This is a genomic window from Micromonospora deserti (assembly GCF_003236335.1).
Lineage (GTDB): Bacteria > Actinomycetota > Actinomycetes > Mycobacteriales > Micromonosporaceae > Micromonospora > Micromonospora deserti.
In genome coordinates this window covers 1-21,594 of record NZ_POUB01000084.1, presented here as the reverse complement: position 1 = coordinate 21,594, position 21,594 = coordinate 1, and the positions used below count along the sequence as shown (strand labels likewise).

Sequence of the window (21,594 nt, the reverse complement as noted above, 5' to 3'; positions counted from 1 at the left end):
GGCGGGGGACGGCGTCCAGGGTGCGGATCTCGACGAGGCCGCGGACGGACGAGGTGAGCCAGACGCCGTCGGCCTCGGCCAGCTCGGCCGGGGTGACCAGGCGTTCGTGCGCCCGCAGGCCCAGTTGGTGGGCGTGGGCGAGGAGCCAGGCGGCAGTGACGCCGGGCAGGATGCCGGTCGTCGCGGCGGGCACGGTGCAGAGGGTGTCACCGGTCAGCCACACCACGTTGGCGGTCGGCCCCTCCAGCGCGTACCCGTCCGACGAGACCCAGAGCACGTCGTCCACCCCGGTGCGCGCCGCCCAGCGGCGGGCGGCGGTGCTCACCGCGTACGAGATGGACTTCACGCCGGCGGGCAGCCAGCCGAGGTCGGCGCGGCCGCGCGCCGTGACGCCGAGCGGGAGGGTGGCCACCGTGACCCCGTCCCGGCGGGCGGCCCGGGCCGCCACCGGTACCTCGCCCAGCGTGGCGTAGACCGTCGGTGGCCCGCCGCCCTCCGGGCCGCGGGTGCAGATCAGACGCAGCGCCCCCTCCACCTCCGCCGGCCAGCCGGCGCAGATGGCCTCCAGCAGCTCCACCAGGGTGTCGTCCGGCGGCAGCGTCAGCTCCACGGCGCCGGCGCCGGCCCGCAGCCGGGCCAGGTGCGCCGCGCGCAGCCACGGCCGCCCGCCGCGCAGGTGCATCGTCTCGAAGAGCCCGTCGCCGTGCAGCACACCCCGGTCGTCGCCGCGCAGCACCGGCTCCTCGGCCGGCAGCACCCCGCGCCCCGGCACGGCGATCCTCGACGCCACCATGACCGCCGAGCGTAGCGCCGGACCCGCCGGGCGGGGGCCGGGTGCGCCAGGCCGAACTATGATCGGACGGTGTCCGAATCCTCCCTCGCGGAAATGCTCCGCGCCCGTGGGCTGCGGCTGACGGCGCAGCGGCAGCTGGTCCTCCAGGCGGTGCTGGACCTGGGGCACGCCACCCCGGAGCAGGTGCACACGGCGGTCCGGGAAGTGGCCGCGGGGGTCAACATCACCACCATCTACCGCACGCTGGAGTTGCTGGAGCGGCTCGGCCTGGTCACCCACACCCACCTCTCGCACGGCTCGCCGACCTACCACGCGGCCGGGGAGGACCAGCACGTGCACCTGGTCTGCCGGGAGTGCGGCGCGGTCGACGAGATGGACCCCGAGCTGCTGCGCCCGCTGGCCGACCAGCTGGCCCGGCAGCGCGGGTTCCGGGTGGACATCGGCCACGTCTCCCTCTTCGGCGTCTGCGGTCGCTGCGAGAACGGGGACCGGTAATGATCGACATCGCGGGTGCGGTGGCCGTGGAGAGCATCGACGAGGCCAGCCGGGACCAGCCCGAGCCGCAGCACGCGGCGGCCGGCGTGCGCGGGGTGGCCGCCCACTACGGCGACCCGATGCGCGAGCAGCGCATCCTGGACACCGCGGTCGGCCTGGTCGACCGCTCGCACCGGGGGGTCGTCGCGGTGCCGGGCGAGGAGCGGGCTGCCTGGCTGCACACCCTCACCACCCAGCACCTGGCGCAGCTGGGCGCCGGCCAGGGCACCGAGCTGCTGGTGCTCTCCCCGCACGGGCACGTCGAGCAGCACGCCATGGTGGCCGAGGACGGCGTCACCACCTGGCTCGACACCGAGCCGGGCGCCACCGGCGGGCTGCTGTCGTACCTGGAGAAGATGCGGTTCTTCAGCAAGGTCGAGCCGCGCGACGTCACCCCGGATCACGCGTTGCTCTCCCTGGTCGGGCCGGAGGCCCCCGGGGTGCTGGGCACGCTCGGCGTGACCGGCCTCGCCGCGCCCGAGGTGGTCGCGGTGCCGGGTCCGAAGTTCCGCACCGGCGAGGTGCCACCCCGGCCGACCGCGCTGTACGACGTCAAGCCGCTGCCGGTGGGCGGGTGGGCCCGGCGCGGCCCGCTCGGCGTGGACCTGCTGGTGCCCCGGGACGCGATGGATCAGGTGGTCGCGGAGCTGCGCGGCGCCGGCGTGCCGGCCGTGGGCCTCTGGGCGTACGAGGCGGTGCGGGTGGCCGCCCGGCGGGCCCGGGTGGGGGTGGACACCGACCATCGGACGATCCCGGCCGAGGTGGACCTGATCGCCCCGGCCGTGCATTTGGACAAGGGCTGCTACCGGGGGCAGGAGACGGTGGCCCGGGTGCACAACATGGGCCGGCCGCCCCGCCGGCTCGTCCTGCTGCACCTGGACGGGGTGACCACCGACCAGCCGCCGACCGCCGGGACGCCGGTCACCCTGGACGGCCGTACGGTCGGCTTCGTCGGCACCGCCGTGCATCACCACGAGCTCGGCCAGGTCGCGCTCGCCGTGCTCAAGCGCAGCGTGCCCGACGACGCCCGGCTTCTGGTCGGGGAGACCGCCGCCGCCATCGACCCGGCCTGACAGCCTGCCGGCCGCGCCGGCCGCAGCGATCGGCGGCGGTCGGCGCGTTGCTCCGCGCGGTGGTCGGCGCGGCCGTCGACCTGGTCCGATCGGGGCGTCTAGGATCGCCGGCATGACGACAGGGACGTTGATCACGGTTGCCCCCACCGGCGCGGAGTCGGCCAAGGCGGAGGTCCCGGCGCTGCCGGTGACCCTCGACGAGCTGCTGCTGACCGCCAAGGAGTGCGAGGCGCTCGGCGCCGCCGTGATCCACGTCCACATCCGCGACGACGAGGCGAAGCCCACCCTCGACCAGGGCCGGCTGCGGGAGACGGTCGCCGCGCTGCGGGAGAGCACCGACCTGATCGTGCAGCTCTCCTCCGGTGGCGCGGTGACCGACCCGGAGGCCGACCGGCTCGCCGTGCTCGACGCCGGTCCCGACATGGCCTCCTGCACCATGGGCACGGTCAACTTCGGTGACGACGTCTTCCTCAACCGGTGGGGGTTCATCGTCGACCTGCACACCCGGATGCAGGAGCGCGGCATCGTGCCGGAGTACGAGATCTTCGACCTGGGCCAGCTGACCTCGCTCCAGCGGCTGCTCGGCAAGTACGGCCTGCCGACCGGCGGGCACGTGCACGTCGACTTCGTGATGGGCGTACCGGGCGGCATGCCGGGCAGCGTCCAGGCGCTGGTCGCCGCCCACCAGGCCCTGCGGGACCTGCCGGAGGGCACGACCTTCTCGGCGACCGGCATCGGCCGCAGCACCATCCCGGTCATGCTGGCGTCGCTCTCCGCCGGTGGACACCTGCGGGTGGGCATGGAGGACACCGTGACGTACGCCAAGGGCCGCCCGGTGGAGTCCAACATGCAGCTCGTCGCCCGGGCGGTCGGCTTCGCCCAGCTCGCCCAGCGCCCGCCGCTGACCACCGCCGGGGCGCGGGAGCTGCTCGGCGTGCCGGCCGTCGTACGGTAAGGCGCCGTCCCGGCGGTCGCTCCTGTCCTGCTGGCCGGGACCTGCTGGTCACCCGGCTGCCGGGCGGGACGCGGTCCTCGGTACCGTCCACCGCGTGGGAAAGACGTATGAGGGTGGGGTCCCGCTCGCCGAGGTGGTCCGGTCGGAGTTCGTCGAGGGCGTGCACCGCGGGTCGGTGGTGGTGCTCGACGCGACCGGCGCGCCGCTGACCGGCGTCGGGGACGTGGCCGGGGCGGTCTTCCCCCGCTCGTCGAACAAGCCGATGCAGGCGGTCGGGATGATCCGCGCCGGGCTGCCGCTGACCGACCCGGCCGACCTGGCGCTGGTCTCGGCCAGCCACGCCGGGGAGGAGTTCCACCTGGCCCGGGTCGGCGCCCTGCTGGCCGGTGCCGGGCTGGACGAGTCGGCGCTGCACTGCCCGCCCGAACTACCCGTCGGCGAGGCCGCCCGGGCGGCCGTGCTGCGCGCCGGTGGCGGTCCCAGCCGAATCCAGATGAACTGCTCGGGCAAGCACAGCGGGATGCTGCTGACCTGCCGGGCCGCCGGCTGGCCGGTGGACGGCTACTGGCGTCCGGAGCACCCGGTGCAGCAGCGGCTGCGTGCCACGGTCGAGGAGCTCACCGGCGAGCGGGTGGCGGCGGTCGGGGTGGACGGTTGCGGCGCCCCGGTGCTCGCGGTCTCGCTGACCGGCCTGGCCCGGGCGTATCTCCGGCTCGTCTCGGCCGAGCCCGGCTCGGTGCCGCGTGCCGTGGCCGACGCGATGCGCGCCCACCCGGAATTCGTCGGTGGTACGCAGGCCGACGACACCCGGTTGATGCGGGGGGTGCCGGGCCTGCTGGCCAAGGTGGGGGCCGAGGGGGTGATCGCCGCCGCGGTGCCCGGTGTCGGGGCGGTGGCGATCAAGATCGACGACGGGGCGGCCCGGGCCCGGATGCCGGTGCTGGTCTCGGCGCTGCGGCGGCTCGGGGTCGACGCGCCGGTGCTCGACGAGTTCGCCGAGGTGCCGCTCTTCGGTGGGGGCGTCCCGGTCGGCGCGGTCCGTCCACTCTGGTAACCGTCGCACCACGCCCACGCCCACGCCCACGCCGCCGGGCCGGGCTCGCCGCGCGCGGAGACCGGATATCTGGCCGGCGCAGCCGACGGGGCCGAGCTCGGCGCCGACCTGGCCCGCGAACCCGCGAACCCGCCCCGGTGGGGCGTACTTCGCCGCGATCGCGCGGCCCGCGCGGCGACCGGCCGGTCAGAGGAGGAAGTCGAGCAGGGCGGCGTTGACGGGCACGGGACGCTCCAGGGGGAGCAGGTGGCCGGCGTCCGGCACGTCGGGCAGCCGTACCGCACCGGGCACCTCGGCGGCGATCCGGTCGGCGAGCCGACCGATGTCGGGTACGTCCGCCGCGCCGGCGGTGACCAGGACGGGCAGCCGCAGCTCGCCGAGGCGGCCGACGGCCGGCGGGTCGAGTTCGGCGACGTCCACCGCACTGAGCGCCAGCTCGGCCGCGAGCGCCCGCTGGTCCATCGCGCGGGCGAAGGCGATCAGCTCCGGATCGGCATCCTCCGGGCGGCGTCCCGGCCCGACCACCCAGTACCGCACCTCGGCGGCGGCGCTCGCTGCGAAGTCCTCCGGGTCCACCTCGCCCACCAGGGTGTTCCAGAGCTGGTTCGCCTCCTCCGACCATTCGTTGCCGGAGACGGCGGTGCCGAACAGGGCCAGCGCGGTGACCCGTTCCGGGTGCGCCAGCGCGGTGTCGATCGCCACCGCGCCGCCGAACGAGCAGCCGGCCAGGGCGGCCCGGGGGAGGCCGAGCGCGTCCAGCAGCCCGACCACGTCGTCGTGGTGCGCGAACGGGGTGGGTGGCAGCTCCGAGTCGCCATAGCCGCGCAGGTCCACGGCGATCACCCGGTGCCGCGCCGCCAGGACGCCGACCTGCTCCCGCCACATCCGGCGGTCGGCGATGCCGGCGTGCAGCAGGACCACGGGCGACCCGCTGCCCGCGTCGTCGTACGCGAGCAGGGCGCCGTTCACCTCGATCTTGGCCATCGGCAGACCGTACGCACCGGGACGAGCGGTGCGCAACCGCCCGATGAGACGTTGCTAACTCTGGTTAGCGCTTTGCTTGCAGTAGCTAGCAGTGCCGGCTAGCGTCGAGGTATGGCCACTGGCAAGGACCTTCCCGACATCGGCGGCTTCATTCGTGATCTACGCCGTAACGCGAAGATCTCGCTCCGGCAGCTCGCCGAGCAGGCGGGGGTCAGCAACCCGTACCTGAGTCAGATCGAGCGCGGCCTGCGCAAGCCGAGCGCGGAGGTGCTCCAGCAACTGGCCAGCGCACTGCGGGTCTCTACGCCCGCGATGTACCTGCGCGCCGGGCTACTCGACGACAAGGAGGGCCAGGGCGTGCTCGCGGCCATCGCCATCGACCCCGACCTCACCATGGCGCAGAAGCAGTCGCTCAGCCAGATCTACGAGACGTTCCGCCGGGAGAACGCGCGGCTCGCCGAGGCGACCGGCGGTGCGACACCGACCACCACCGGCGCGCCGGCTGCCACCGCGGCCGAGGGTGCGCCGGAGCCCGTCGAGGCGGCCTCCGACCTGGCCAACGCCGCCGCCACCGGGCCCACCACACCGGAGGGCACGCCGACCGAGGCGGTCCTCGAGTCGGTCGCCGTCACCGAGGCCGGCCCCGCCCCCGCACCGACCCCCGCGAAGAAGGCCGCCCGCGAGGCGGCCCCGACGGCCGCCGAGGCGGCCGAGGAGGAGAAGTCATGACCCAGCCGAAGACCAATCGCATCCCCGCCCCGATCTACGCCGCCGCCGGCGCCGGTGATTTGGCCTACCAGCAGCTGCGCAAGCTCCCCGCCGTGGTCGGCGATCTCGGCACCAAGGTCGTCGCCGACCTGGGCGGCAAGGCCGTCGTCACCGGCGTCGAGCTGCGCCAGAAGGCCAACGACACGCTGCGCGCGGCGAACCTGACCGCCGGCCAGCTGCGGGAGAAGGCTGTCCCGGCCGACCTGAACCGGCTCCGCGAGGTGGCCGATCTGGACCGCCTCCGCGAGGTGGGCGATCTGAACAAGCTCCGGGCGGCGGCCGACCTGGACCGGCTCCGCGAGGCGGCCGATCTGGACAAGCTACGCGCCCTGGCGACCCGCAACGCCGCCGTCGTCGTCGCCGGTGCTCAGGCCGCGCAGGAGCGGGCCCTGGCCGCGTACGGTGCGCTGGTCGCCCGAGGTGAGCGGGTGGTCGGTGCCGGTGTGCTGGAGGCCGCCGAGACCGTGAACGCCGACATCGAGGCCACCGGGAGCGAGCCGGCCGCCGCCAGCGCGAAGTTCGCCGGGACGACCACCGCCGAGCCGGTCCAGGCAACCGGCGAGGTGCCGACCCCGGCCGAGGTGGCCGAGGTGGTGGAGGCCAAGCCGGCCGCCAGGAAGGCGACCCGCGGCAAGGCCGCCGCCACCCCGTCGGCGAAGCTGCCCCGGGCCGCCAAGCGGCCCCGGCCGGCCGCCGAGTAACCAGCTCCACCGGCGACCCCGGACCCGTCCTCTCGGACGGATCCGGGGTCGCCGGCATAAGCTTGCCGTCATGGCCAACGCCGCGCCGATCTTCGCCTTCGAAGTCCGCTACGTGATCGAGCTGATCCTGCTCGTCTTCGCGCTGATCATCCAGGGGGTCGCGCTGGTGCACGCCATCACCCAGCGATCCGACGCCTTTCCCGCCATCGGCACCCTGCCCAAGGGCGGGTGGATCGCCATCCTGGCCGTCTGCCTCGTGCTCACCCTGCTTGGGTTCGGCCCGATCAGCCTCTTCGGGCTGATCGGCATCGCGGCCGGCCTCATCTACCTGCTCGACGTCCGCGTCGGCCTGCGTGACCTGAGCGACGGCAAAGGGTTCTGGTGAGAGGCTTCCGCTGGCCTCCGCCGCCGGACGGTGGGCCCCGCACCTGGGGCCCCGGTCCGGGTGCGCCGCGCACCGGCCGGCCCGCCCTGCCCGAGCCGGAGACCGAGCTGGTCGCCACGCCGCACGGCGTGCACCTGGAACGGCTGGTCACCGGCGCCGGTGACCCGGTCACCGTGTTCGCGCACGGGCTGGGCAACGGGATCGCGACCACCCGACCGTTCGGCAGCGGGGTGACCGGGCGTCGGCTCTTCTTCCAGTTCCGCGGGCACGGCCGCTCCGATGCGCCGCCCGGCCCGTGGAGCTACCTGGACCTGGCGCGCGACCTGCGGGCGATCGCCGACCTCGGTGGTGCCACCCGGGCCTTCGGCGCGAGTCTCGGCGCCGGGGCGCTCTGCCGGCTGCTCGTCGAGAGCCCGGAGCGCTTCGAGCGGCTGGTCTTCTTCCTGCCCGCGGTGCTCGACCGGCCGCGCGGCGAGGTGGCCCGGGGCCGGTTGACCGCGCTGCTCGACGCGGTGGAGGGCGGGGACGCCTCGGCGGTCGCCGAGGTCGTCTCGCTCGAACTGCCGGCTGCGGTGCGCAACACCCCGGCCGGGTGGGCGTACCTGCGGCAGCGCCTCGACCAGCTGCTCCGCGACGGCCTCGCGCCGGGGCTGGCGAACCTGCCCGAGCAGGCCCCGCTGCGGGACGCCGGGGCGCTGGCCGCGGTCACCGCGCCCGCCCTGGTGATCGGCTGCGCCGGTGACGACCTGCACCCGGTCGAGGTCGCCGAGCAGCTCGCCACGGCGCTGCCCCGGGCTACCCTGCACGTGTACGACCGGCCGGGTGTCCTCTGGACGGAACGCGCCGACCTGCGTGAGCGGATCTCCGCCTTCCTCAACGAGTAACGTGCCCGTCATGGGCGTCACACACCACGGCCGTACGCACCGGCTCGACCTCGCCGACCCGACCCTGCGCGAGTGGGGGTGCACGGTGCTGCACGCCGATCCGGAGCAGGGCATCGTGCTGGACCGGTCGGCCTTCTACCCGGGCGGCGGCGGGCAGCCGCCGGACCACGGTGTCCTGCTCTGGCAGGGGGTGCAGACGCGGATCGTGGGCACCCGCAAGGGCGACGACCTGTGGCTGATCCCCGCCGAGGGTGACCCGCTGCCGCCGGCCGGCACGGCGGTTACCGGCGCGGTCGAGGACGAGCGGCGTACGAAGCTGATGCGTACCCACTCGGGGCTGCACGTGCTCTGTGGAGTGGTGTTCCGCGACTTCGGCGCGTTGGTCACCGGCGGCAACATGGAACCGGGCGAGGCGCGGATGGACTTCAACCTGCCCGAGGTGCCGGCCGACTTCAAGAGCCGGATCGAGGAACTGGTCAACGCTGAGGTGACTGCCGACCGGGCGGTCGCCGTCCGGGTGCTGCCCCGCGCCGAGGCGCTCTCCCTGCCGGACATCATCCGCACCCAGTCCAACCTGATCCCGCCGGAGGAGCAGGAGGTGCGGATCGTCGACATCGTCGGGCTGGACGTGCAGGCCGACGGTGGCACGCACGTCGCCTCGACCGCGCAGATCGGCAAGGTGCAGGTGGTCAAGGTGGAGAGCAAGGGCCGCGCCAACCGCCGGGTCCGCGTCCGCCTGGTGGACTGACCGGAGCCGACTCCGCTCGTGGCGATGTCGGTCGCCGATCAGAAGGGCCGATCGATGATGGACACTCTCGTTTTCACCGGCGTGCCGAACCAGCAGGAGAGTGCTTCTCGCAGCGTGGGCGCGGCGGTGTCGGTGGGGTCGTCGATGGCTGCGGCCCAGGCGATGTGGGCGTCCGGGCGGATCAGGAGGGCGTCGGCTGGTCGGTGATCGGTTTCGGCGGTGTGGATGTCGACGAGATGCTGCCAGTCTCGGGCGGCCTCGCGCCCCGAGCGCCTCGGCGCTGGCTCTCGCGGCTCAGCGCCGGCGGCAGGTGGGCGGCCCGGACGTCGAGCAGCCAGCGCTCCGCGGTCGCCTCGTCCGGCCGGTCGGGCAGCGGGCTGCGGGTGCGGTCGAAGTCCTGTTCCGCCTCCGCCAACAGGGTTCGGGCCTCGTCCAGTTCGCCGCCGGCCACCCGCTCGCCGAACGCCCGGAACCACTCCGGGTGGGCCAGCCGGATCTCCAGTACACCGGTGGCGTAGAGCAGCCGCCCCTGGTGCACCAGCCGGGCCAGGTGCCGGGCGTGCTTCGCCGTCCGGCGCCGGGTGTCGGCGGAGAACGTCCCGTTTCCGCGAGATTCCAGCTTCCGGAACTGCTGCCCGGCGTACCCGAGATAGGCGTCGCGGACGCGGGGTGCGCTGAGCAACGCCGAGCGGATGCCGATCAGCCGCTCGCCGAACTCGGTGCGGGTCTCGTAGCAGTCGTCCGGCAGCCACATCAGCTCGGTCGCCGTCGGGTTGCCGCCCAACGCCAACCGGAGGTACTTCGCGGCCTCGTGCCGGGTCGTGTCCGGATTGGTGGTCACCACCGACTCGCGCGGCGGGTGCAGGCCGTGGAAGGCGGCCGTGGGCGCGGCGAAGACGCCGATCCGGTCGATGTCCGAGCCCGGCCCGGACAGCCCGTACGCGACCGAGCCGACGATGCCGGAGAGCAGCAGGTGCATGCCGGCGAGCATGACGGATGACACGCGTTCACAAAACCGGACTTCGACTGTCAGGTATTCCTGGCAGGGTCCGCGGGATGACGACGAAACCGCTGACAGGAAAGATCGCGCTGGTCGCCGGGGCGACCCGGGGCGCCGGCCGGCAGATCGCGGTCCAGCTCGGTGCCGCCGGGGCCACCGTCTACGCCACCGGGCGCAGCAGCCGGGCCGGCCGCTCCGAGATGGACCGGCCGGAAACCATCGAGGAGACCGCCGAACTGATCACCGGGGCCGGCGGCACCGGCATCGCGGTCCGGGTCGACCACCTCGTCCCCGACGAGGTCCGTGCGCTGGTCGAGCGGATCGACGCGGAACAGGGCCGGCTCGACGTGCTGGTCAACGACATCTGGGGTGGCGACCCGCTGGTCACCTGGGAGAAGCCGGTCTGGGAGCAGCCACTGGACGCCGGCTTCCGGACGCTGCGGCTGGCGATCGACACGCACATCATCACCAGCCACTTCGCCCTGCCGCTGCTGATCCGCCGGCCCGGCGGGCTGGTGGTCGAGATCGGGGACGGGACGAAGGCGTACAACGACGAGAACTACCGGCTCTCGGTCTTCTACGACCTGGCCAAGGTCGCGGTCAACCGGCTCGCCTTCAGCCAGGCCCACGAGCTGACGCCGCACGGCTGCACGGCCGTCGCGCTGACCCCCGGTTGGCTGCGGTCGGAATCCATGTTGGAGAACTTCGGGGTGACCGAGGAGAACTGGCGGGACGCGCTGGAGAAGCAGCCGCACTTCGCCATCTCCGAGTCGCCGGCCTTCGTCGGGCGCGCGGTGGCCGCCCTGGCCGCCGATCCCGACCGGGGCCGCTGGCACGGACGATCGGTCTCCAGCGGCGAACTGGCCCGGGTGTACGGCTTCACCGACCTCGACGGCAGCCGGCCGGACGCCTGGCGTTACCTCGTCGAGGTCCAGGATCCCGGGAAACAGGCCGACGTCACCGGCTACCGCTGACCCGGGTCGCTGGCGGCGTAGAGTTCGGCGGAGCGCGCCGCGGCCCGGGCCAGCAGCGCCCGCAGCTCGGGCGGGCCGAGCACCTCCACCTCCGGCCCGAGCCCCAGCAACTGGGTGTACGCCACCTCGACGGACTCGACGGGCAGCCGGGTCACCACCCACCCCTGCCCGTCGGGCCGGTCGGCGGCGGCGAGCGCCTCGTCGTACACGAAGGGGGCATCGGCGAGGTCGCGGAGCCGCCGCAGGCCGGCGGGGCTCAGCCGGAGCGTCACCTCGGCCCGGAGCATGCTGCGCAGGAACGCCTCCGCCTGCTCCCGCCAGTAGCCGGCCAGGTCGAAGCCCTCGTCCCGGTCGAAGATTCGGTCGGTCGTCTCCACGCCGGTCACCCGGTCCACCCGGTACGTGCGGTGCCCGTCGCCGACCCGGGCCACCAGATACCAGATGCCGCTCTTGAGCACCAGGCCGTACGGGTGCAGCTCCCGGGTGACCTCGTGGTCGCCGCGCCGGTAGCGCAGCCGCACCACCCGGTCCCGCCAGGCCGCGCCGGCCAGCTCCCCAAGCCATGGCGGCGGTCCGGCCGCCCGGAACCAGCCCGGGACGTCCAGGTGGAACCGCTGCCCGGTGCGGGCAGGCGCGTCACGCAGGTTCGGCGGCAGCGCGGCCAGGATCTTCAGCTCGGCGGACGCCACCGCGTCGGCCAGCCCCATGTCGCCGGCCGGCCCGGGCAGCCCGGCGAGGAACAGCGCCTCGGCCTCGTCCCGGGTCAGCCCGGTCAGCCGGGTGCGGTAGCCGCCGAGCAGCCGGTAGCCACCGGCGCGACCCCGGTCGGCATAGACCGGCACCCCGGCGGCCGAGAGCGCCAGCACGTCCCGGTACACGGTCCGTTCGGAGACCTCCAGCTCCCGGGCCAGCTCCGCCGCCGTCATGGTCTCCCGTGCCTGCAGCAGCAGCACCAACGAGATCAGCCGGGACGCGCGCACCCGTCCATCCTGCCCGGCCCGCGCCACTAGGCTCTGCGCTCGTGAACGCACCCCGCACCACCGCGCCGCCCGTGACCGGTGCCGCCGGCCGGTTCCTCACCGGCGTCGGGCTGCTCCTGCGCGGCCTCGGCCTCTACCTCCGCAGCCCCGGGCTGATGCTGCTCGGCATCGTGCCGGCGCTGATCTCCGGTGCGCTCTTCGTGGCCGCGTTCGCCGCCCTGGCGTGGTTCGTCGACGACCTGGCCGCCCTGGTCACGCCGTTCGCCGACGACTGGTCGGCGACCTGGCGGAACCTGACGCGGGTGGTCGCCGGGCTCGCCTTCCTCGGCCTGGGCGGCCTGCTCGCGGTGGTCAGCTTCACCGCGGTCACCCTGGTCATCGGCGACCCGTTCTACGAGAAGATCTCCGAACGGGTGGAGGAGCGCTTCGGCGGCACCCCCGGTGCGGTCGACGTGCCGTTCTGGGCGTCGCTGCGCCGCAGCCTCGCCGACTCGGTGCGGCTGGTCGCCCTGTCGGTGCTGGTCGGCGTCCCACTGTTCGCTACCGGTTTCATCCCGGTGGTGGGCCAGACCGTGGTGCCGGTGATCGGTGCGGCGGTGGGTGGCTGGCTGCTCGCGCTGGAGTTGGTCGGCGCGCCGTTCTACCGCCGGGGGATGCGGCTGCCGGACCGCCGGTCGATCCTGAGGGCGGACCGGCCGACCGCGCTCGGCTTCGGCGTCGCCGTCTTCGTCTGCTTCCTGATCCCGTTGGGCGCGATACTGGTCATGCCGGCGGCGGTGGCCGGCGCCACGCTGCTGGCCCGCCGGTCCCTCGGCCAGTCGATCGAGGAGCGCTGACAGCCGATCCATCCTGGTCGAGGGGGACATCACCGGCCAGGAGTGGACCTCGTCATCGACGCCGCGAACTCATCCCCGCTCGGCGGCGGGGGCGTGGACGGAGGCGACCGCCTCGACCTCGACCAGCTGGTCGGCGTAGCCGAGCACGGCCACCCCGAGCAGGGTGCTGGGCGGGTCGTGGTCGCCGAAGTGGTCGCGGACCACCTCCCAGACGGTGACCAGGTCGGCCTGCCGGGAGGAGGCCACGTAGACGGTGGTCTTGACCACGTCGGTGAGCCGGGCGCCGGCCGCCGCCAGCGCGGTCTCCAGGTTGGCCATCACCTGTCGCGCCTGGGCGGCGTGGTCGCCCGGCGCCACCGTCCGGCCCTCGGCGTCCAGCGGACAGGCGCCGGCGGTGAAGACCAGCCGGGCCGGCGCCTCGACCGTGGCCGCGTACGCGTACTCGGCGACGTCGGAGAGGGCGGGCGCGCGGACAAGTCGGGGGGAGCGGGTCACCCCGCGACGGTACCGCCACGCATCCGAGGCGCTCGACCGGTTATCACTGCCGGCCCGATGGATGATCTTTCACCGACCGGAAGGGGCTGACGGGGAAGTACCGCACTGCATAGGTTCGGGGCGCAAGATCGGCCAAGATGCCGCCACCAACCCTCCGAGCGCCGGCCGTCCCCGGCGATGATCGGACAACGAAAGGTGACGTCATGCGGGAGATCTCCACCGAGATCGAGATCGACGCGGCCCCCGCCGAGGTGTGGGCCGTGCTCGCCGACTTTCCGAGCTACTCGGAGTGGAACCCGTTCATCCGGGAGGCGGCGGGTGACGCCCGGGTCGGGGAGACCCTGACCCTGCGGATGCGGTTCACCGGCCTGCTGGTGAAGCCCTTCGGTCGAATGGTCGATGCCACCCGGGGCGACTTCGACCGCCTCAACGTGGCGCTCAAGGAGCGGGTCGAGAAGTCGCGGTGACCGTCCGGGCGTCTTGATCCACCCGATACGGGATGTCGCGATGGCCCTTTGATGCCGCGACATCCCGTACCTCGGGTGGCGAACGGGTCAGGCCGACTCGCGCACGATCAGCTCGGTGGGGAGGATGACCGCCGGCTCGACCGGCTCACCGGCCGCCAGGCGGAGCAGCTGGCGGGTCATCTCCCGGCCGATCTCCTGGATCGGCTGGCGGACCGTGGTGAGCGGCGGCTCGGTGTAGGCGGCGGTCTCGATGTCGTCGAAGCCGACCACCGCCACGTCCTCCGGCACCCGCCGTCCGGCTTCCCGCAGGGCCCGCAGCGCGGCGTGTGCCATCAGGTCGGACGCGGCGAAGACCGCGTCCAGGTCGGGGTGCTCGGCGAGCAGGCGCCGCATCGCCGCCGCCCCGGACTCCCGGGTGAAGTCCCCGGCCGCCACCCGCTCCGCCAGCCCGGCGGCGGCCACCGTCTCCCGGTAGCCGGTCAGCCGTTCGATCCCGGCGACCATGTCCTGCGGCCCGGCGATGGTGGCGATCCGCCGCCGCCCGCTGTCGACGAGGTGCCGCACCGCCGCGGTCACCCCGCCGACGTGGTCGACGTCGACGTACGGCACCGGCGAGTCGCCGAGCGGCCGCCCGCTGCACACCACCGGGATGCCGAGCCGGGCGAGCCGGCCGGGCAGTGGGTCGGCCCCGTGCAACGAGGCGAAGAGCACCCCGTCGACGTGCCGGCCCGTGGTGTACCGCTCCACCCGGTCGTGCCCGGCCGGTGAGCCCGCCAGCATCAGCACCAGCTGCTTGTCGGCCGCCTCCAGCTCCTGGCTGACCCCCCGGATGATCCCGGGGAAGACCTGGTCGTCGGAGAAGACCCGGGTGGCCGCCTCGGGCATGACCAGGGCGATTGAATCGGTGCGCTGGGTGACCAGGCTGCGGGCGGCCAGGTTCGGCACGTACCCCAGCTCGGCGACCGCCCGGCGGACCGCCTCCCGGATCGGCTCGGCCACCGTGGTGGAGCCGTTGACCACCCGCGAGACGGTTGCCCGGGACACCCCGGCCCGCCGGGCCACCGCTTCGAGCGTCGGTCGTTGCGCCGTCGTCATCGTCGCCTCCCCCGCTCGTCACAGCCCGTTCCGGGAGATCACCTCCTGGTACCACCGGGCACTGGCCTTCGGTGTGCGCCGCTGGGTCAGGTAGTCGACGTGGACGATCCCGAACCGCCTGCGGTAGCCCTCCGCCCACTCGAAGTTGTCCAGCAATGACCATACGAGATAGCCGCGCAGGTCGACGCCCCGGGCGATGGCCTCGTGCGCGGCGCGCAGGTGACCGTCGAGGTAGGCGATCCGGTCGGTGTCGAGCACCGGTTCGCGGCGCGGCCCGTCCGCCCCGGCCTTGTCCGGAAACGCCGCGCCGTTCTCGGTGATCAGCAGCGGCACTCCGGGGTAGTCGGTGGCGATGCGCTCCAGCAGCCGGGTCAGCCCGGCCGGCTCGATCATCCAACCCATGTCGGTGAGCGGGCCGACCGGCGGCAGGAACTCGACCGCCCCGTCGGTGCCCGGGTACGCGCCTCCGCCCCCGGCGCCGTCCGGCCGGCCGGCGACGTAGGTGGGCTGGTAGTAGTTGACCCCGAGCAGGTCGATCGGGGCGGCGATCAGCTTCTCGTCCCCGTCCCGGACGAACGTCGGCTCGACCATCCGGGCCATGTGCTCCAGCACGTCGTCCGGGTAGGCCGCCCGCAGCAGCGGATCGAGGAAGATCCGGTTGTGCAGGCCGTCGACCAGGCGGACAGCGGCGGCGTCCACAGCGCTGTCCGGGTCGGCGGGGCGCACGTCGGCCGGGTTGAGGGTGATCCCGACCGTCTCCGCGCCGGCCGCCCGCAGCGCCCGGGCCGCCAGGCCGTGCCCGAGCAGCAGATGGTGTACGGCGGTGAAGGCCGCCGCGGGGTCCTGCTCGCCGGGGGCGTGCACCCCGTTGCCGTACCCGAGGTAGGCCGAGCACCACGGCTCGTTGAGCGTGGTCCAGGTCCGCACCCGGTCGCCGAGCCGGGCGTGCACCGCGGTGGCGTACGTGGCGAAGTGCTCGGCGGTCTCCCGGTTGGTCCAGCCGCCCCGGTCCTGGAGGGTCTGCGGGAGGTCCCAGTGGTAGAGCGTGATGATCGGGTCGATGCCCCGCTCCAGCAGCGCGTCGGTCAGCCGTTCGTAGAAGTCCAGCCCGCGCGGGTTCACCGGGCCGGTGCCGTCCGGTTGGATCCGTGGCCAGGCCACCGAGAAGCGGTACGCCCGCAGCCCCAGCTCCGCCATCAGCGCCACGTCCTCGGTGTACCGGTGGTAGTGGTCGCAGGCGATGTCGCCGGTGTGTCCCTGGTACACCTTGCCAGGCGTACGGCTGAAGGTGTCCCAGATCGACGGGCCGCGCCCGTCGTCGCGGGCCGCGCCCTCGATCTGGTACGCCGCGGTGGCGGCGCCCCAGAGGAAGTTCTCGGGAAATCGGAGATCGCTCACGCCTTGACCGCACCTTCCATGATCCCGCCGATGATCTGGCGGCCGAACAGGACGAAGACCAGCAGCAGCGGAAGGGTCGCGATGGCCGTGCCGGTGAAGACCTGCGACATGTCCTGGTAGTACCCGTCCGACAGCGCCCGCAACGACAGCTGCACGGTCGGGTTCTCCGGGTCGTTGAGAACAGCGTACGGCCAGAGGAAATCGTTCCACGTGGTCATGAAGGTGAGCAGGCCGAGTACCGCGGCGGCGGGGCGCAGCGCGGGCAGCACCACGTTCCAGTAGACCCGCCAGGTGCCGCAGCCGTCCATCCGGGCCGCCTCGATCAGCTCGGTGCTGACCGCCTGGCCGGCGTACTGCCGCATCATGAACACCCCGAACCCGGTGACCAGCGCGGGCACGATCACCGCGGGCAGCCGGTCGTTCCAGTTCAGCTTGGTCATCAACAGGTACAGCGGGATGACGCCGAGCTGGGTCGGCACCATCATGGTCGCGATGATCACCATCAGCAGCGCGTTCCGGCCCCGGAAGCGCAGTTTGGCGAAGGCGAACCCGGCCAGGGTGGAGAAGAAGACCACCGACGCGGTGACCGTGGTCGCCACGATCGCCGAGTTGATCAGTCCGGTGAGGAAGTACGCGTCGGTGTTGCCGAAGAGGCGGGCGATGTTCGCCCCCAGGTTGCCCCCCGGGGTGACCGGTGGTGGCACCTGCCCCATCGCGTCGCTGGACCGGCTGGCGACCACGAACATCCAGTAGATCGGGAAGATCGACAGGAACGCGGCGAGGACCAGTGCGGCGTACGTCAGCGGGCTGGCCCGCCAGAGCCGGCTCATCGGAGGTCTCCCTTCGCGGCCCGGCCGCCGGGCGTCTGCCCGCCGAGCCGCCGGATGATCAGGACGTTCACCGCCGCCACGATGGCGATCAGGGCGAAGAGCAGCCACGCCACCGCCGAGCCGTAGCCGAAGTTGTAGTGCGGGGCGAAGGCGTTCTCGAACATGTACATGGTCACCGTCTGCGACTCGCGCAGCGGTCCGCCCCGGATGGGGTTGGTCCCGGAGTGGAACAGCCGTGGCTCGGTGAAGAGCTGGAGCCCGCCGATGGTGGAGATGATGACCGCGAAGATGATCGTGGGCTTGAGCAGCGGCACGGTGATCGACCAGAACTGCCGGGCCCGGCTGGCGCCGTCGATCGCCGCCGACTCGTACAGGTCGCGGGGGATCGCCTGCATGGCGGCCAGGAAGATCAGCGCGTTGTAGCCGGTCCACCGCCAGTCGACCATCGCCGAGATGGCCACCCAGGAGGCGAACCGGTTCGACTTCCAGCCGACGGCGTCGATGCCGATCAGGTCGAGCAGCCAGTTGACCATCCCGAACTCGCGGCCGAAGAGCACCCCGAAGACGATCGCGACGGCGGCGGTGGAGGTGACGTTCGGGATCAGGACCGCCATCCGCCAGCCCGTGCGGGCCCGCAGCTGCCGGTTGAGCAGGTTGGCCAGCCAGAGCGCGGCGAGTAGCTGGGGGACGGTGGAGATGACGAAGATGCCGAGGGTGTTGACCACCGCGTGCCAGAAGTCCGCGTCGGCCAGCAGCCGGGTGTAGTTCTCCGCGCCGACGAAGGCGTGGTCGGTGCCGAGCAGGTCCCAGTCGTGCAGCGAGACCCAGAAGGTGTACGCCAGCGGGTAGGCCCCGAAGACCGCGAAGAGCAGGAAGAACGGGGTGATGTAGAGGTAGGGCGAGTACCTGGTGTCGAACCGGCTGAGCCGGTGGGACCGGGTGGTGGGTGCCGGTAGGACCGGCGGCCGCGCGTCGAGTTGGACGCTCATGGCCGGAGACTCCTTTCCACGCCGCACGCACCGCTCCCGCGCCCCCGGCCGGCCGGGGCTGTCCGCCGCGGGGCACGCGACGTCCAGCCCGGGATCGGCCGCGCCGGGGGCGGGGAGGTGCGGGAGGGTTTACTTGGCGGCGGCCTTCTTCGCGTTGGTCACCGCGTCGGTCCAGCCCTGGTCAGGGGTGCGCTGGCCCAATTCCACGGTCCGGACGGCGTTCTCCACCTCGGTGCGGACGGCCTGGTTCTTCGGGCCCATGTAGACCGGCTTCAGGTTCTTGGCGCCGGCGGCGAAGATCTGCCCCACCGGGGCGTCGGAGAAGTACGCGTTCGTCGAGCCGGTGATCGCCGGGTCGTCGAGGGCCTGCGGCGAGGACGGCAGCGGCCCCTTGGCCTTGAACGCGCCGATCTGCCCCTTGGCGCTGGTCAGGAACTTGGCCAGCTCGATCGCCTCGGCCTGGTGCTTGCTCTGCTTGGGTACCGCCAGGTAGGAGCCGCCCCAGTTGCCGCCGTTGCCGGGTACCTGGGCGATGTCCCACTTGCCCTTCGCGGCCGCGCCGGCGTTGCCCTCGATCACTCCGGTCATCCAGGCGGGGCAGGCGATGGTGGCGAACTTCGCCTGCTTGAAGGCGGAGACCCACTCCTCGGACCAGGCGCCGTACTTGCCGGACAGGCCGGAGCCGATGATGTCCATGGTGGTGTCCCAGGCCTGCTTGACCGCCGGGTTGCTGTCGACCACCAGGTTGTCGCCGGTGTCGTAGTAGTGGTAGCCCGTGGTGTTGCCCGCGGTCTGGAGCACGATGGTGTTGAAGGTGTTGGTGGCGGCGTCGAGGAACGCGGCGCCGGTGTTGGCCGCCTTGAACTTCTCGCCGACCGTGATGTAGTCCTGCCAGGTCGGCCAGAGCTTCGACACCGCGTCCCGGTCGGTGGGCAGGCCGGCCTTGGCGAACAGGTCCTTGCGGTAGCACATCGCCATGCCGCCCACGTCGGTGCCGAGGCCGATCAGCTGCTTGCCGTCGGCGGTGAGCCCGCCGTTCCACTTCCAGTCCAGGAAGTTGCCCTTCAGCTCGGCCGCGCCGTGGTCCAGCAGATTGACGAAGTTTCCGGGGTTGGCCTTGTACTCGACCAGCAACCCCTCCTCGATGGCGACCACGTCGCCGGCGCCCTTGCCGGCGGCGAGCCACTGGGTCAGCTTCGGCGAGTACTCGTCGAGGTTGCCGCCGGTGCCCCGCTCGACGATCTTCACGTCGGGGTGGCTGGCCATGTACTCCTTGTAGAGCTCCTCGTAGCCGAACTGGCCGAATACGTCGACGGTCAGCGTGATCGGCCCGTCCTCGGCGGCGTCGTCGCCCGCGCAGCCGGTGCTGGCGAGCAGCGCGGTGGCGGCGACGAGGGCGACCGCCGCGAGGCGGCGGCGGGATGTGGCACCCATTGGTCTTGGACCCCTCTCAGGTCGTCGGGTGGTGGTGGATGAATCTGAGAGAGCGCTCTCACGTAGGGTGTCCGCTCGCCGGGCGGCTGTCAAGAGAGCGCTCTCCCGCTCTTGCTCGCCGTCCCCTCTCCCGCTCTCCGGGAGGCCGCTCATGCGAAAAGAGTGGTCATTCCCAGCGGAATGGCCACTCTTTTCCGGTAAGTGGGGGGACCTTCACCCGCGGCGTACGGGTTCAGCCGGCGCGGAGGGCTTCCAGCAGGGGGCGGTCACCGGTCACGTCCAGCGTGTCGAAGCTGACCCGCCCCCACAGTGCGAGCAGCAGGTCGCTCGCGGTGCCGCTGACCTGCGCCCGGGCATGGTGGTCGTCGTGGTCGAAGATGGTGTCGGTGTCGAGCAGCGCGACGCCCTCGCCGCGCAGCCGCAGGAGCCACGACTGCGCGGCGTCCACCGCGGAGAGCCGCACCACCCCGTGCCACTGGCCGGCCGTGTGCCGGCGCCCGGCGGGCAGCCAGGTGTCCAGTACCTCGCTCACCCCGTCCGCGGCGAGCTTCGCCTCGATCGGCTCGCCGGCGGCGATGGCCAACTGGGCGTCCCAGCGGTGCACCGCGGTCTCGTGGGCCATCCGGCGCGACCAGAAGCCGGCCTTCTTCGGCTGCGGCGCCCAGTTCCACGCCGGCACCTCCGGATCGAGGGTGTCCAGCAGGGCGATGAGCTGGCCGTACGCCTGCTGCCACAGCTGGAGCGGGGGGACGCCCGGTTCCGGCTCGGCGCGTTGGGCCCGCCCCGGCGGCGCCTGGGTGGTGCCGGCGCCGGCGACGGAGTGCACCCAGCGGTAGACGCCAGCGAGGTGCAGGGTGAGGTCGGTGACCGTCCAGCCGGGACAGGACAGCACCGGGGTCTCCGGCGGCGCCTCGGCCACCGCGGCGGCGAACGCCGGCCCCTCCGCGCGGAGGGCGCCGACCCAGAAGTCCTTCGTGCCGTGCAGTCTGCTCATCGCAATCCTCCCGGGGGTGACCGGGCCACCAGTGGGTGCCGCGGCTACCCCTCAGCCTAGGGTGAAAGGCGTGTCAGACGTCTACGCCCAGCCGACAACCGGAGCCGATCCCGCCGCCGCCTGCGAATTGGCGCGATACACCACACTGCGCCTGGGTGGGGCGGCGGACCGGGTGGTCACCGCCACCAGTGCCGACGAGATCGTGCGGTCGGTGCGGGAGGCGGGCGAGCGGGACGAGCCGGTGCTGGTCCTCGCCGGGGGCAGCAACGTGGTGATCGGTGACGCCGGGTTCCCGGGCACCGTGGTGCTGGTCCGCTCGCGCGGCCTGCGGGTGGTCGCCGAGGACGCCGCCACGGTCACCGTGCGCGTCGAAGCCGGCGAGCCCTGGGACGAGCTGGTCGCCAGCACGGTGGCCAACGGCTGGTCCGGGCTGGAATGCCTCTCCGGCATCCCCGGTTCGACCGGCGCCACCCCCATTCAGAACGTCGGCGCGTACGGCCAGGAAGTCGCCGAGACCATCACCGGCGTGCAGGTATACGACCGGGTCGAGGGCGCCACCGGCCGGATCGCCGCCGTCGACTGCGGCTTCGCGTACCGGTCCAGCATCTTCAAGTACAGCGACCGCTGGGTGGTGCTCTCCGTCGACTTCCGGCTCACCCGCGCACCGCTCTCCGGCCCGGTCCGGTACGCCGAACTGGCCCGGGCGCTCGGCGTCGAGGTGGGGGACCGGGTGCCCCTGGCCGACGCCCGAGAGGCCGTGCTGCGGCTGCGTGCTGGTAAGGGCATGGTGCTCGACGCCGACGACCCGGACACCCGCTCGGTCGGCTCGTTCTTCACCAATCCGGTGCTGGACCGGGCCGGGTACGAGCTGCTGCGCGAGCGCGCCGCCGACCTCGGGGAGCCGCCGGCCTGGCCCGGGGCGGGTGACATGGTCAAGGTCAGCGCCGCCTGGCTGATCGAGCGGGCCGGCTTCGGCAAGGGCCACCCGGGCCCGGAGGGCGTCGCCATCTCCAGCAAGCACACCCTGGCGCTGACCAACCGGGGCGGCACCGCCCGCACCGCCGCCCTGGTCGACCTGGCCCGCCAGATCCGCGACGGCGTCCACAACCGCTTCGGCGTCACCCTCCACCCGGAACCCGTCCTCATCAACTGCACCATCTGACCCCCGCCCCCCGCTCTTTCGCCGGGCGAGGGAGCGGGGGGCGGGGGTCAGATGGTGCAGT

25 protein-coding genes are annotated in these 21,594 nt (G+C 73.1%); 13 read left to right on the top strand and 12 right to left on the bottom strand.

Annotated features, from left to right (window positions below):
* Positions 1 to 793 (bottom strand): aminotransferase class IV (locus C1I99_RS14485; protein ID WP_111134743.1); only part of this gene is annotated, 793 nt, incomplete at its 3' end.
* 69 nt (positions 794 to 862) lie between these two features.
* Here C1I99_RS14485 and C1I99_RS14480 point away from each other — a divergent pair.
* The 4 genes from C1I99_RS14480 to C1I99_RS14465 all read left to right on the top strand — a co-directional run bounded on the left by C1I99_RS14480 (position 863) and on the right by C1I99_RS14465 (position 4,409).
* The gene (locus C1I99_RS14480; protein WP_111134742.1) at positions 863 to 1,288 is read left to right on the top strand and encodes a Fur family transcriptional regulator; all 426 of its coding nucleotides are present in this window, start codon (positions 863 to 865) and stop codon (positions 1,286 to 1,288) included.
* Complete coding sequence (gene ygfZ / locus C1I99_RS14475; RefSeq protein WP_111134741.1) at positions 1,288 to 2,400, top strand: CAF17-like 4Fe-4S cluster assembly/insertion protein YgfZ; 1,113 nt, start codon at positions 1,288 to 1,290, stop codon at positions 2,398 to 2,400. Before C1I99_RS14480 ends, ygfZ begins: the two co-directional genes overlap by 1 nt.
* 112 nt (positions 2,401 to 2,512) lie before the next feature.
* A complete protein-coding gene (locus C1I99_RS14470; protein WP_111134740.1) occupies positions 2,513 to 3,355 on the top strand; it encodes a beta-keto acid cleavage family enzyme in 843 nt (280 codons plus the stop codon).
* Between the two features lie 94 nt (positions 3,356 to 3,449).
* Positions 3,450 to 4,409 (top strand): asparaginase, encoded by a 960-nt coding sequence (locus C1I99_RS14465; protein ID WP_111134739.1) that lies wholly within the window; start codon positions 3,450 to 3,452, stop codon positions 4,407 to 4,409.
* A gap of 186 nt (positions 4,410 to 4,595) precedes the next feature.
* On the opposite strand, the gene C1I99_RS14460 is transcribed toward C1I99_RS14465, so the two are convergent.
* On the bottom strand, positions 4,596 to 5,393 hold the full coding sequence (locus C1I99_RS14460) for an alpha/beta fold hydrolase (RefSeq protein ID WP_111134738.1): 798 nt from the start codon (positions 5,391 to 5,393) through the stop codon (positions 4,596 to 4,598).
* 111 nt (positions 5,394 to 5,504) lie between these two features.
* Here C1I99_RS14460 and C1I99_RS14455 point away from each other — a divergent pair, with 111 nt between their 5' ends.
* The 5 genes from C1I99_RS14455 to C1I99_RS14435 all read left to right on the top strand — a co-directional run bounded on the left by C1I99_RS14455 (position 5,505) and on the right by C1I99_RS14435 (position 8,879).
* Positions 5,505 to 6,122 (top strand): helix-turn-helix domain-containing protein, encoded by a 618-nt coding sequence (locus C1I99_RS14455; RefSeq protein ID WP_111134737.1) that lies wholly within the window; start codon positions 5,505 to 5,507, stop codon positions 6,120 to 6,122.
* On the top strand, positions 6,119 to 6,862 hold the full coding sequence (locus tag C1I99_RS14450) for a hypothetical protein (protein ID WP_111134736.1): 744 nt from the start codon (positions 6,119 to 6,121) through the stop codon (positions 6,860 to 6,862). Before C1I99_RS14455 ends, C1I99_RS14450 begins: the two co-directional genes overlap by 4 nt.
* A 70-nt stretch (positions 6,863 to 6,932) precedes the next feature.
* Positions 6,933 to 7,247: a DUF2516 family protein gene (locus tag C1I99_RS14445; protein ID WP_111134735.1), complete on the top strand. Its 315-nt coding sequence runs from the start codon at positions 6,933 to 6,935 to the stop codon at positions 7,245 to 7,247.
* Positions 7,244 to 8,131: an alpha/beta fold hydrolase gene (locus C1I99_RS14440; protein ID WP_111134734.1), complete on the top strand. Its 888-nt coding sequence runs from the start codon at positions 7,244 to 7,246 to the stop codon at positions 8,129 to 8,131. Before C1I99_RS14445 ends, C1I99_RS14440 begins: the two co-directional genes overlap by 4 nt.
* Before the next feature lie 10 nt (positions 8,132 to 8,141).
* Positions 8,142 to 8,879, top strand: a complete 738-nt coding sequence (locus C1I99_RS14435; protein WP_111134745.1) for an alanyl-tRNA editing protein — start codon at positions 8,142 to 8,144, stop codon at positions 8,877 to 8,879.
* 38 nt (positions 8,880 to 8,917) lie between these two features.
* Here the strand turns inward: C1I99_RS14435 and C1I99_RS34780 are convergent, their stop codons facing one another.
* Together C1I99_RS34780 and C1I99_RS14425 are read right to left on the bottom strand one after the other, a co-directional pair.
* On the bottom strand, positions 8,918 to 9,106 hold the full coding sequence (locus C1I99_RS34780; protein WP_325049207.1) for an aromatic-ring hydroxylase C-terminal domain-containing protein: 189 nt from the start codon (positions 9,104 to 9,106) through the stop codon (positions 8,918 to 8,920).
* On the bottom strand, positions 9,061 to 9,882 hold the full coding sequence (locus C1I99_RS14425; RefSeq protein WP_233512500.1) for a nucleotidyltransferase domain-containing protein: 822 nt from the start codon (positions 9,880 to 9,882) through the stop codon (positions 9,061 to 9,063). Before C1I99_RS14425 ends, C1I99_RS34780 begins: the two co-directional genes overlap by 46 nt.
* 53 nt (positions 9,883 to 9,935) lie before the next feature.
* Between C1I99_RS14425 and C1I99_RS14420 the strand changes: the two genes are divergently transcribed.
* Positions 9,936 to 10,853 carry an SDR family oxidoreductase gene (locus tag C1I99_RS14420; protein ID WP_111134733.1) on the top strand — a complete coding sequence of 306 codons (918 nt, stop codon included), beginning with the start codon at positions 9,936 to 9,938 and terminating at the stop codon, positions 10,851 to 10,853.
* Here the strand turns inward: C1I99_RS14420 and C1I99_RS14415 are convergent.
* Positions 10,844 to 11,833, bottom strand: coding sequence for a helix-turn-helix transcriptional regulator (locus C1I99_RS14415; RefSeq protein WP_111134732.1), 990 nt, complete (start codon positions 11,831 to 11,833; stop codon positions 10,844 to 10,846). The genes C1I99_RS14420 and C1I99_RS14415 overlap by 10 nt on opposite strands.
* Before the next feature lie 41 nt (positions 11,834 to 11,874).
* Between C1I99_RS14415 and C1I99_RS14410 the strand changes: the two genes are divergently transcribed.
* Positions 11,875 to 12,669, top strand: coding sequence for an EI24 domain-containing protein (locus tag C1I99_RS14410; protein WP_111134731.1), 795 nt, complete (start codon positions 11,875 to 11,877; stop codon positions 12,667 to 12,669).
* Between the two features lie 69 nt (positions 12,670 to 12,738).
* Here C1I99_RS14410 and C1I99_RS14405 read toward each other — a convergent pair whose 3' ends face one another.
* Complete coding sequence (locus tag C1I99_RS14405) at positions 12,739 to 13,164, bottom strand: RidA family protein (RefSeq protein WP_111134730.1); 426 nt, start codon at positions 13,162 to 13,164, stop codon at positions 12,739 to 12,741.
* A gap of 203 nt (positions 13,165 to 13,367) precedes the next feature.
* On the opposite strand from C1I99_RS14405, the gene C1I99_RS14400 reads away from it, so the two are divergent.
* The gene (locus C1I99_RS14400; RefSeq protein ID WP_111134729.1) at positions 13,368 to 13,631 is read left to right on the top strand and encodes an SRPBCC family protein; all 264 of its coding nucleotides are present in this window, start codon (positions 13,368 to 13,370) and stop codon (positions 13,629 to 13,631) included.
* Between the two features lie 87 nt (positions 13,632 to 13,718).
* Here the strand turns inward: C1I99_RS14400 and C1I99_RS14395 are convergent, their stop codons facing one another.
* From C1I99_RS14395 to C1I99_RS14370, 6 genes are all read right to left on the bottom strand, one after another.
* Positions 13,719 to 14,726, bottom strand: coding sequence for a LacI family DNA-binding transcriptional regulator (locus tag C1I99_RS14395; protein ID WP_111134728.1), 1,008 nt, complete (start codon positions 14,724 to 14,726; stop codon positions 13,719 to 13,721).
* Between the two features lie 18 nt (positions 14,727 to 14,744).
* Complete coding sequence (locus C1I99_RS14390; RefSeq protein ID WP_111134727.1) at positions 14,745 to 16,124, bottom strand: GH1 family beta-glucosidase; 1,380 nt, start codon at positions 16,122 to 16,124, stop codon at positions 14,745 to 14,747.
* Positions 16,121 to 16,954, bottom strand: a complete 834-nt coding sequence (locus C1I99_RS14385) for a carbohydrate ABC transporter permease (RefSeq protein WP_111134726.1) — start codon at positions 16,952 to 16,954, stop codon at positions 16,121 to 16,123. Before C1I99_RS14385 ends, C1I99_RS14390 begins: the two co-directional genes overlap by 4 nt.
* Positions 16,951 to 17,943, bottom strand: a complete 993-nt coding sequence (locus C1I99_RS14380) for a carbohydrate ABC transporter permease (RefSeq protein WP_111134725.1) — start codon at positions 17,941 to 17,943, stop codon at positions 16,951 to 16,953. The genes C1I99_RS14385 and C1I99_RS14380 overlap by 4 nt, the downstream gene beginning before the upstream one ends.
* Positions 17,944 to 18,072: 129 nt before the next feature.
* Entirely contained in the window at positions 18,073 to 19,377 is a 1,305-nt protein-coding gene (locus tag C1I99_RS14375) for an ABC transporter substrate-binding protein (protein ID WP_111134724.1), read from the bottom strand.
* Positions 19,378 to 19,609: 232 nt separating this feature from the next.
* Complete coding sequence (locus tag C1I99_RS14370; RefSeq protein WP_111134723.1) at positions 19,610 to 20,371, bottom strand: maleylpyruvate isomerase family mycothiol-dependent enzyme; 762 nt, start codon at positions 20,369 to 20,371, stop codon at positions 19,610 to 19,612.
* A gap of 70 nt (positions 20,372 to 20,441) precedes the next feature.
* On the opposite strand from C1I99_RS14370, the gene C1I99_RS14365 reads away from it, so the two are divergent.
* A complete protein-coding gene (locus C1I99_RS14365) occupies positions 20,442 to 21,533 on the top strand; it encodes a UDP-N-acetylmuramate dehydrogenase (protein WP_111134722.1) in 1,092 nt (363 codons plus the stop codon).
* Positions 21,534 to 21,594: the final 61 nt, after the last annotated feature.

Bases quoted from the DNA above. Each gene is read 5' to 3' on its own strand.
- ygfZ (WP_111134741.1), top strand. From the start codon at position 1,288: ATGATCGACATCGCGGGTGCGGTGGCCGTGGAGAGCATCGACGAGGCC.
- C1I99_RS14470 (WP_111134740.1), top strand. From the start codon at position 2,513: ATGACGACAGGGACGTTGATCACGGTTGCCCCCACCGGCGCGGAGTCG.
- C1I99_RS14460 (WP_111134738.1), bottom strand. From the start codon at position 5,393: ATGGCCAAGATCGAGGTGAACGGCGCCCTGCTCGCGTACGACGACGCG.
- C1I99_RS14455 (WP_111134737.1), top strand. From the start codon at position 5,505: ATGGCCACTGGCAAGGACCTTCCCGACATCGGCGGCTTCATTCGTGAT.
- C1I99_RS14450 (WP_111134736.1), top strand. From the start codon at position 6,119: ATGACCCAGCCGAAGACCAATCGCATCCCCGCCCCGATCTACGCCGCC.
- C1I99_RS14445 (WP_111134735.1), top strand. From the start codon at position 6,933: ATGGCCAACGCCGCGCCGATCTTCGCCTTCGAAGTCCGCTACGTGATC.
- C1I99_RS14435 (WP_111134745.1), top strand. From the start codon at position 8,142: ATGGGCGTCACACACCACGGCCGTACGCACCGGCTCGACCTCGCCGAC.
- C1I99_RS14420 (WP_111134733.1), top strand. From the start codon at position 9,936: ATGACGACGAAACCGCTGACAGGAAAGATCGCGCTGGTCGCCGGGGCG.
- C1I99_RS14400 (WP_111134729.1), top strand. From the start codon at position 13,368: ATGCGGGAGATCTCCACCGAGATCGAGATCGACGCGGCCCCCGCCGAG.
- C1I99_RS14395 (WP_111134728.1), bottom strand. From the start codon at position 14,726: ATGACGACGGCGCAACGACCGACGCTCGAAGCGGTGGCCCGGCGGGCC.
- C1I99_RS14385 (WP_111134726.1), bottom strand. From the start codon at position 16,954: ATGAGCCGGCTCTGGCGGGCCAGCCCGCTGACGTACGCCGCACTGGTC.
- C1I99_RS14380 (WP_111134725.1), bottom strand. From the start codon at position 17,943: ATGAGCGTCCAACTCGACGCGCGGCCGCCGGTCCTACCGGCACCCACC.
- C1I99_RS14375 (WP_111134724.1), bottom strand. From the start codon at position 19,377: ATGGGTGCCACATCCCGCCGCCGCCTCGCGGCGGTCGCCCTCGTCGCC.
- C1I99_RS14370 (WP_111134723.1), bottom strand. From the start codon at position 20,371: ATGAGCAGACTGCACGGCACGAAGGACTTCTGGGTCGGCGCCCTCCGC.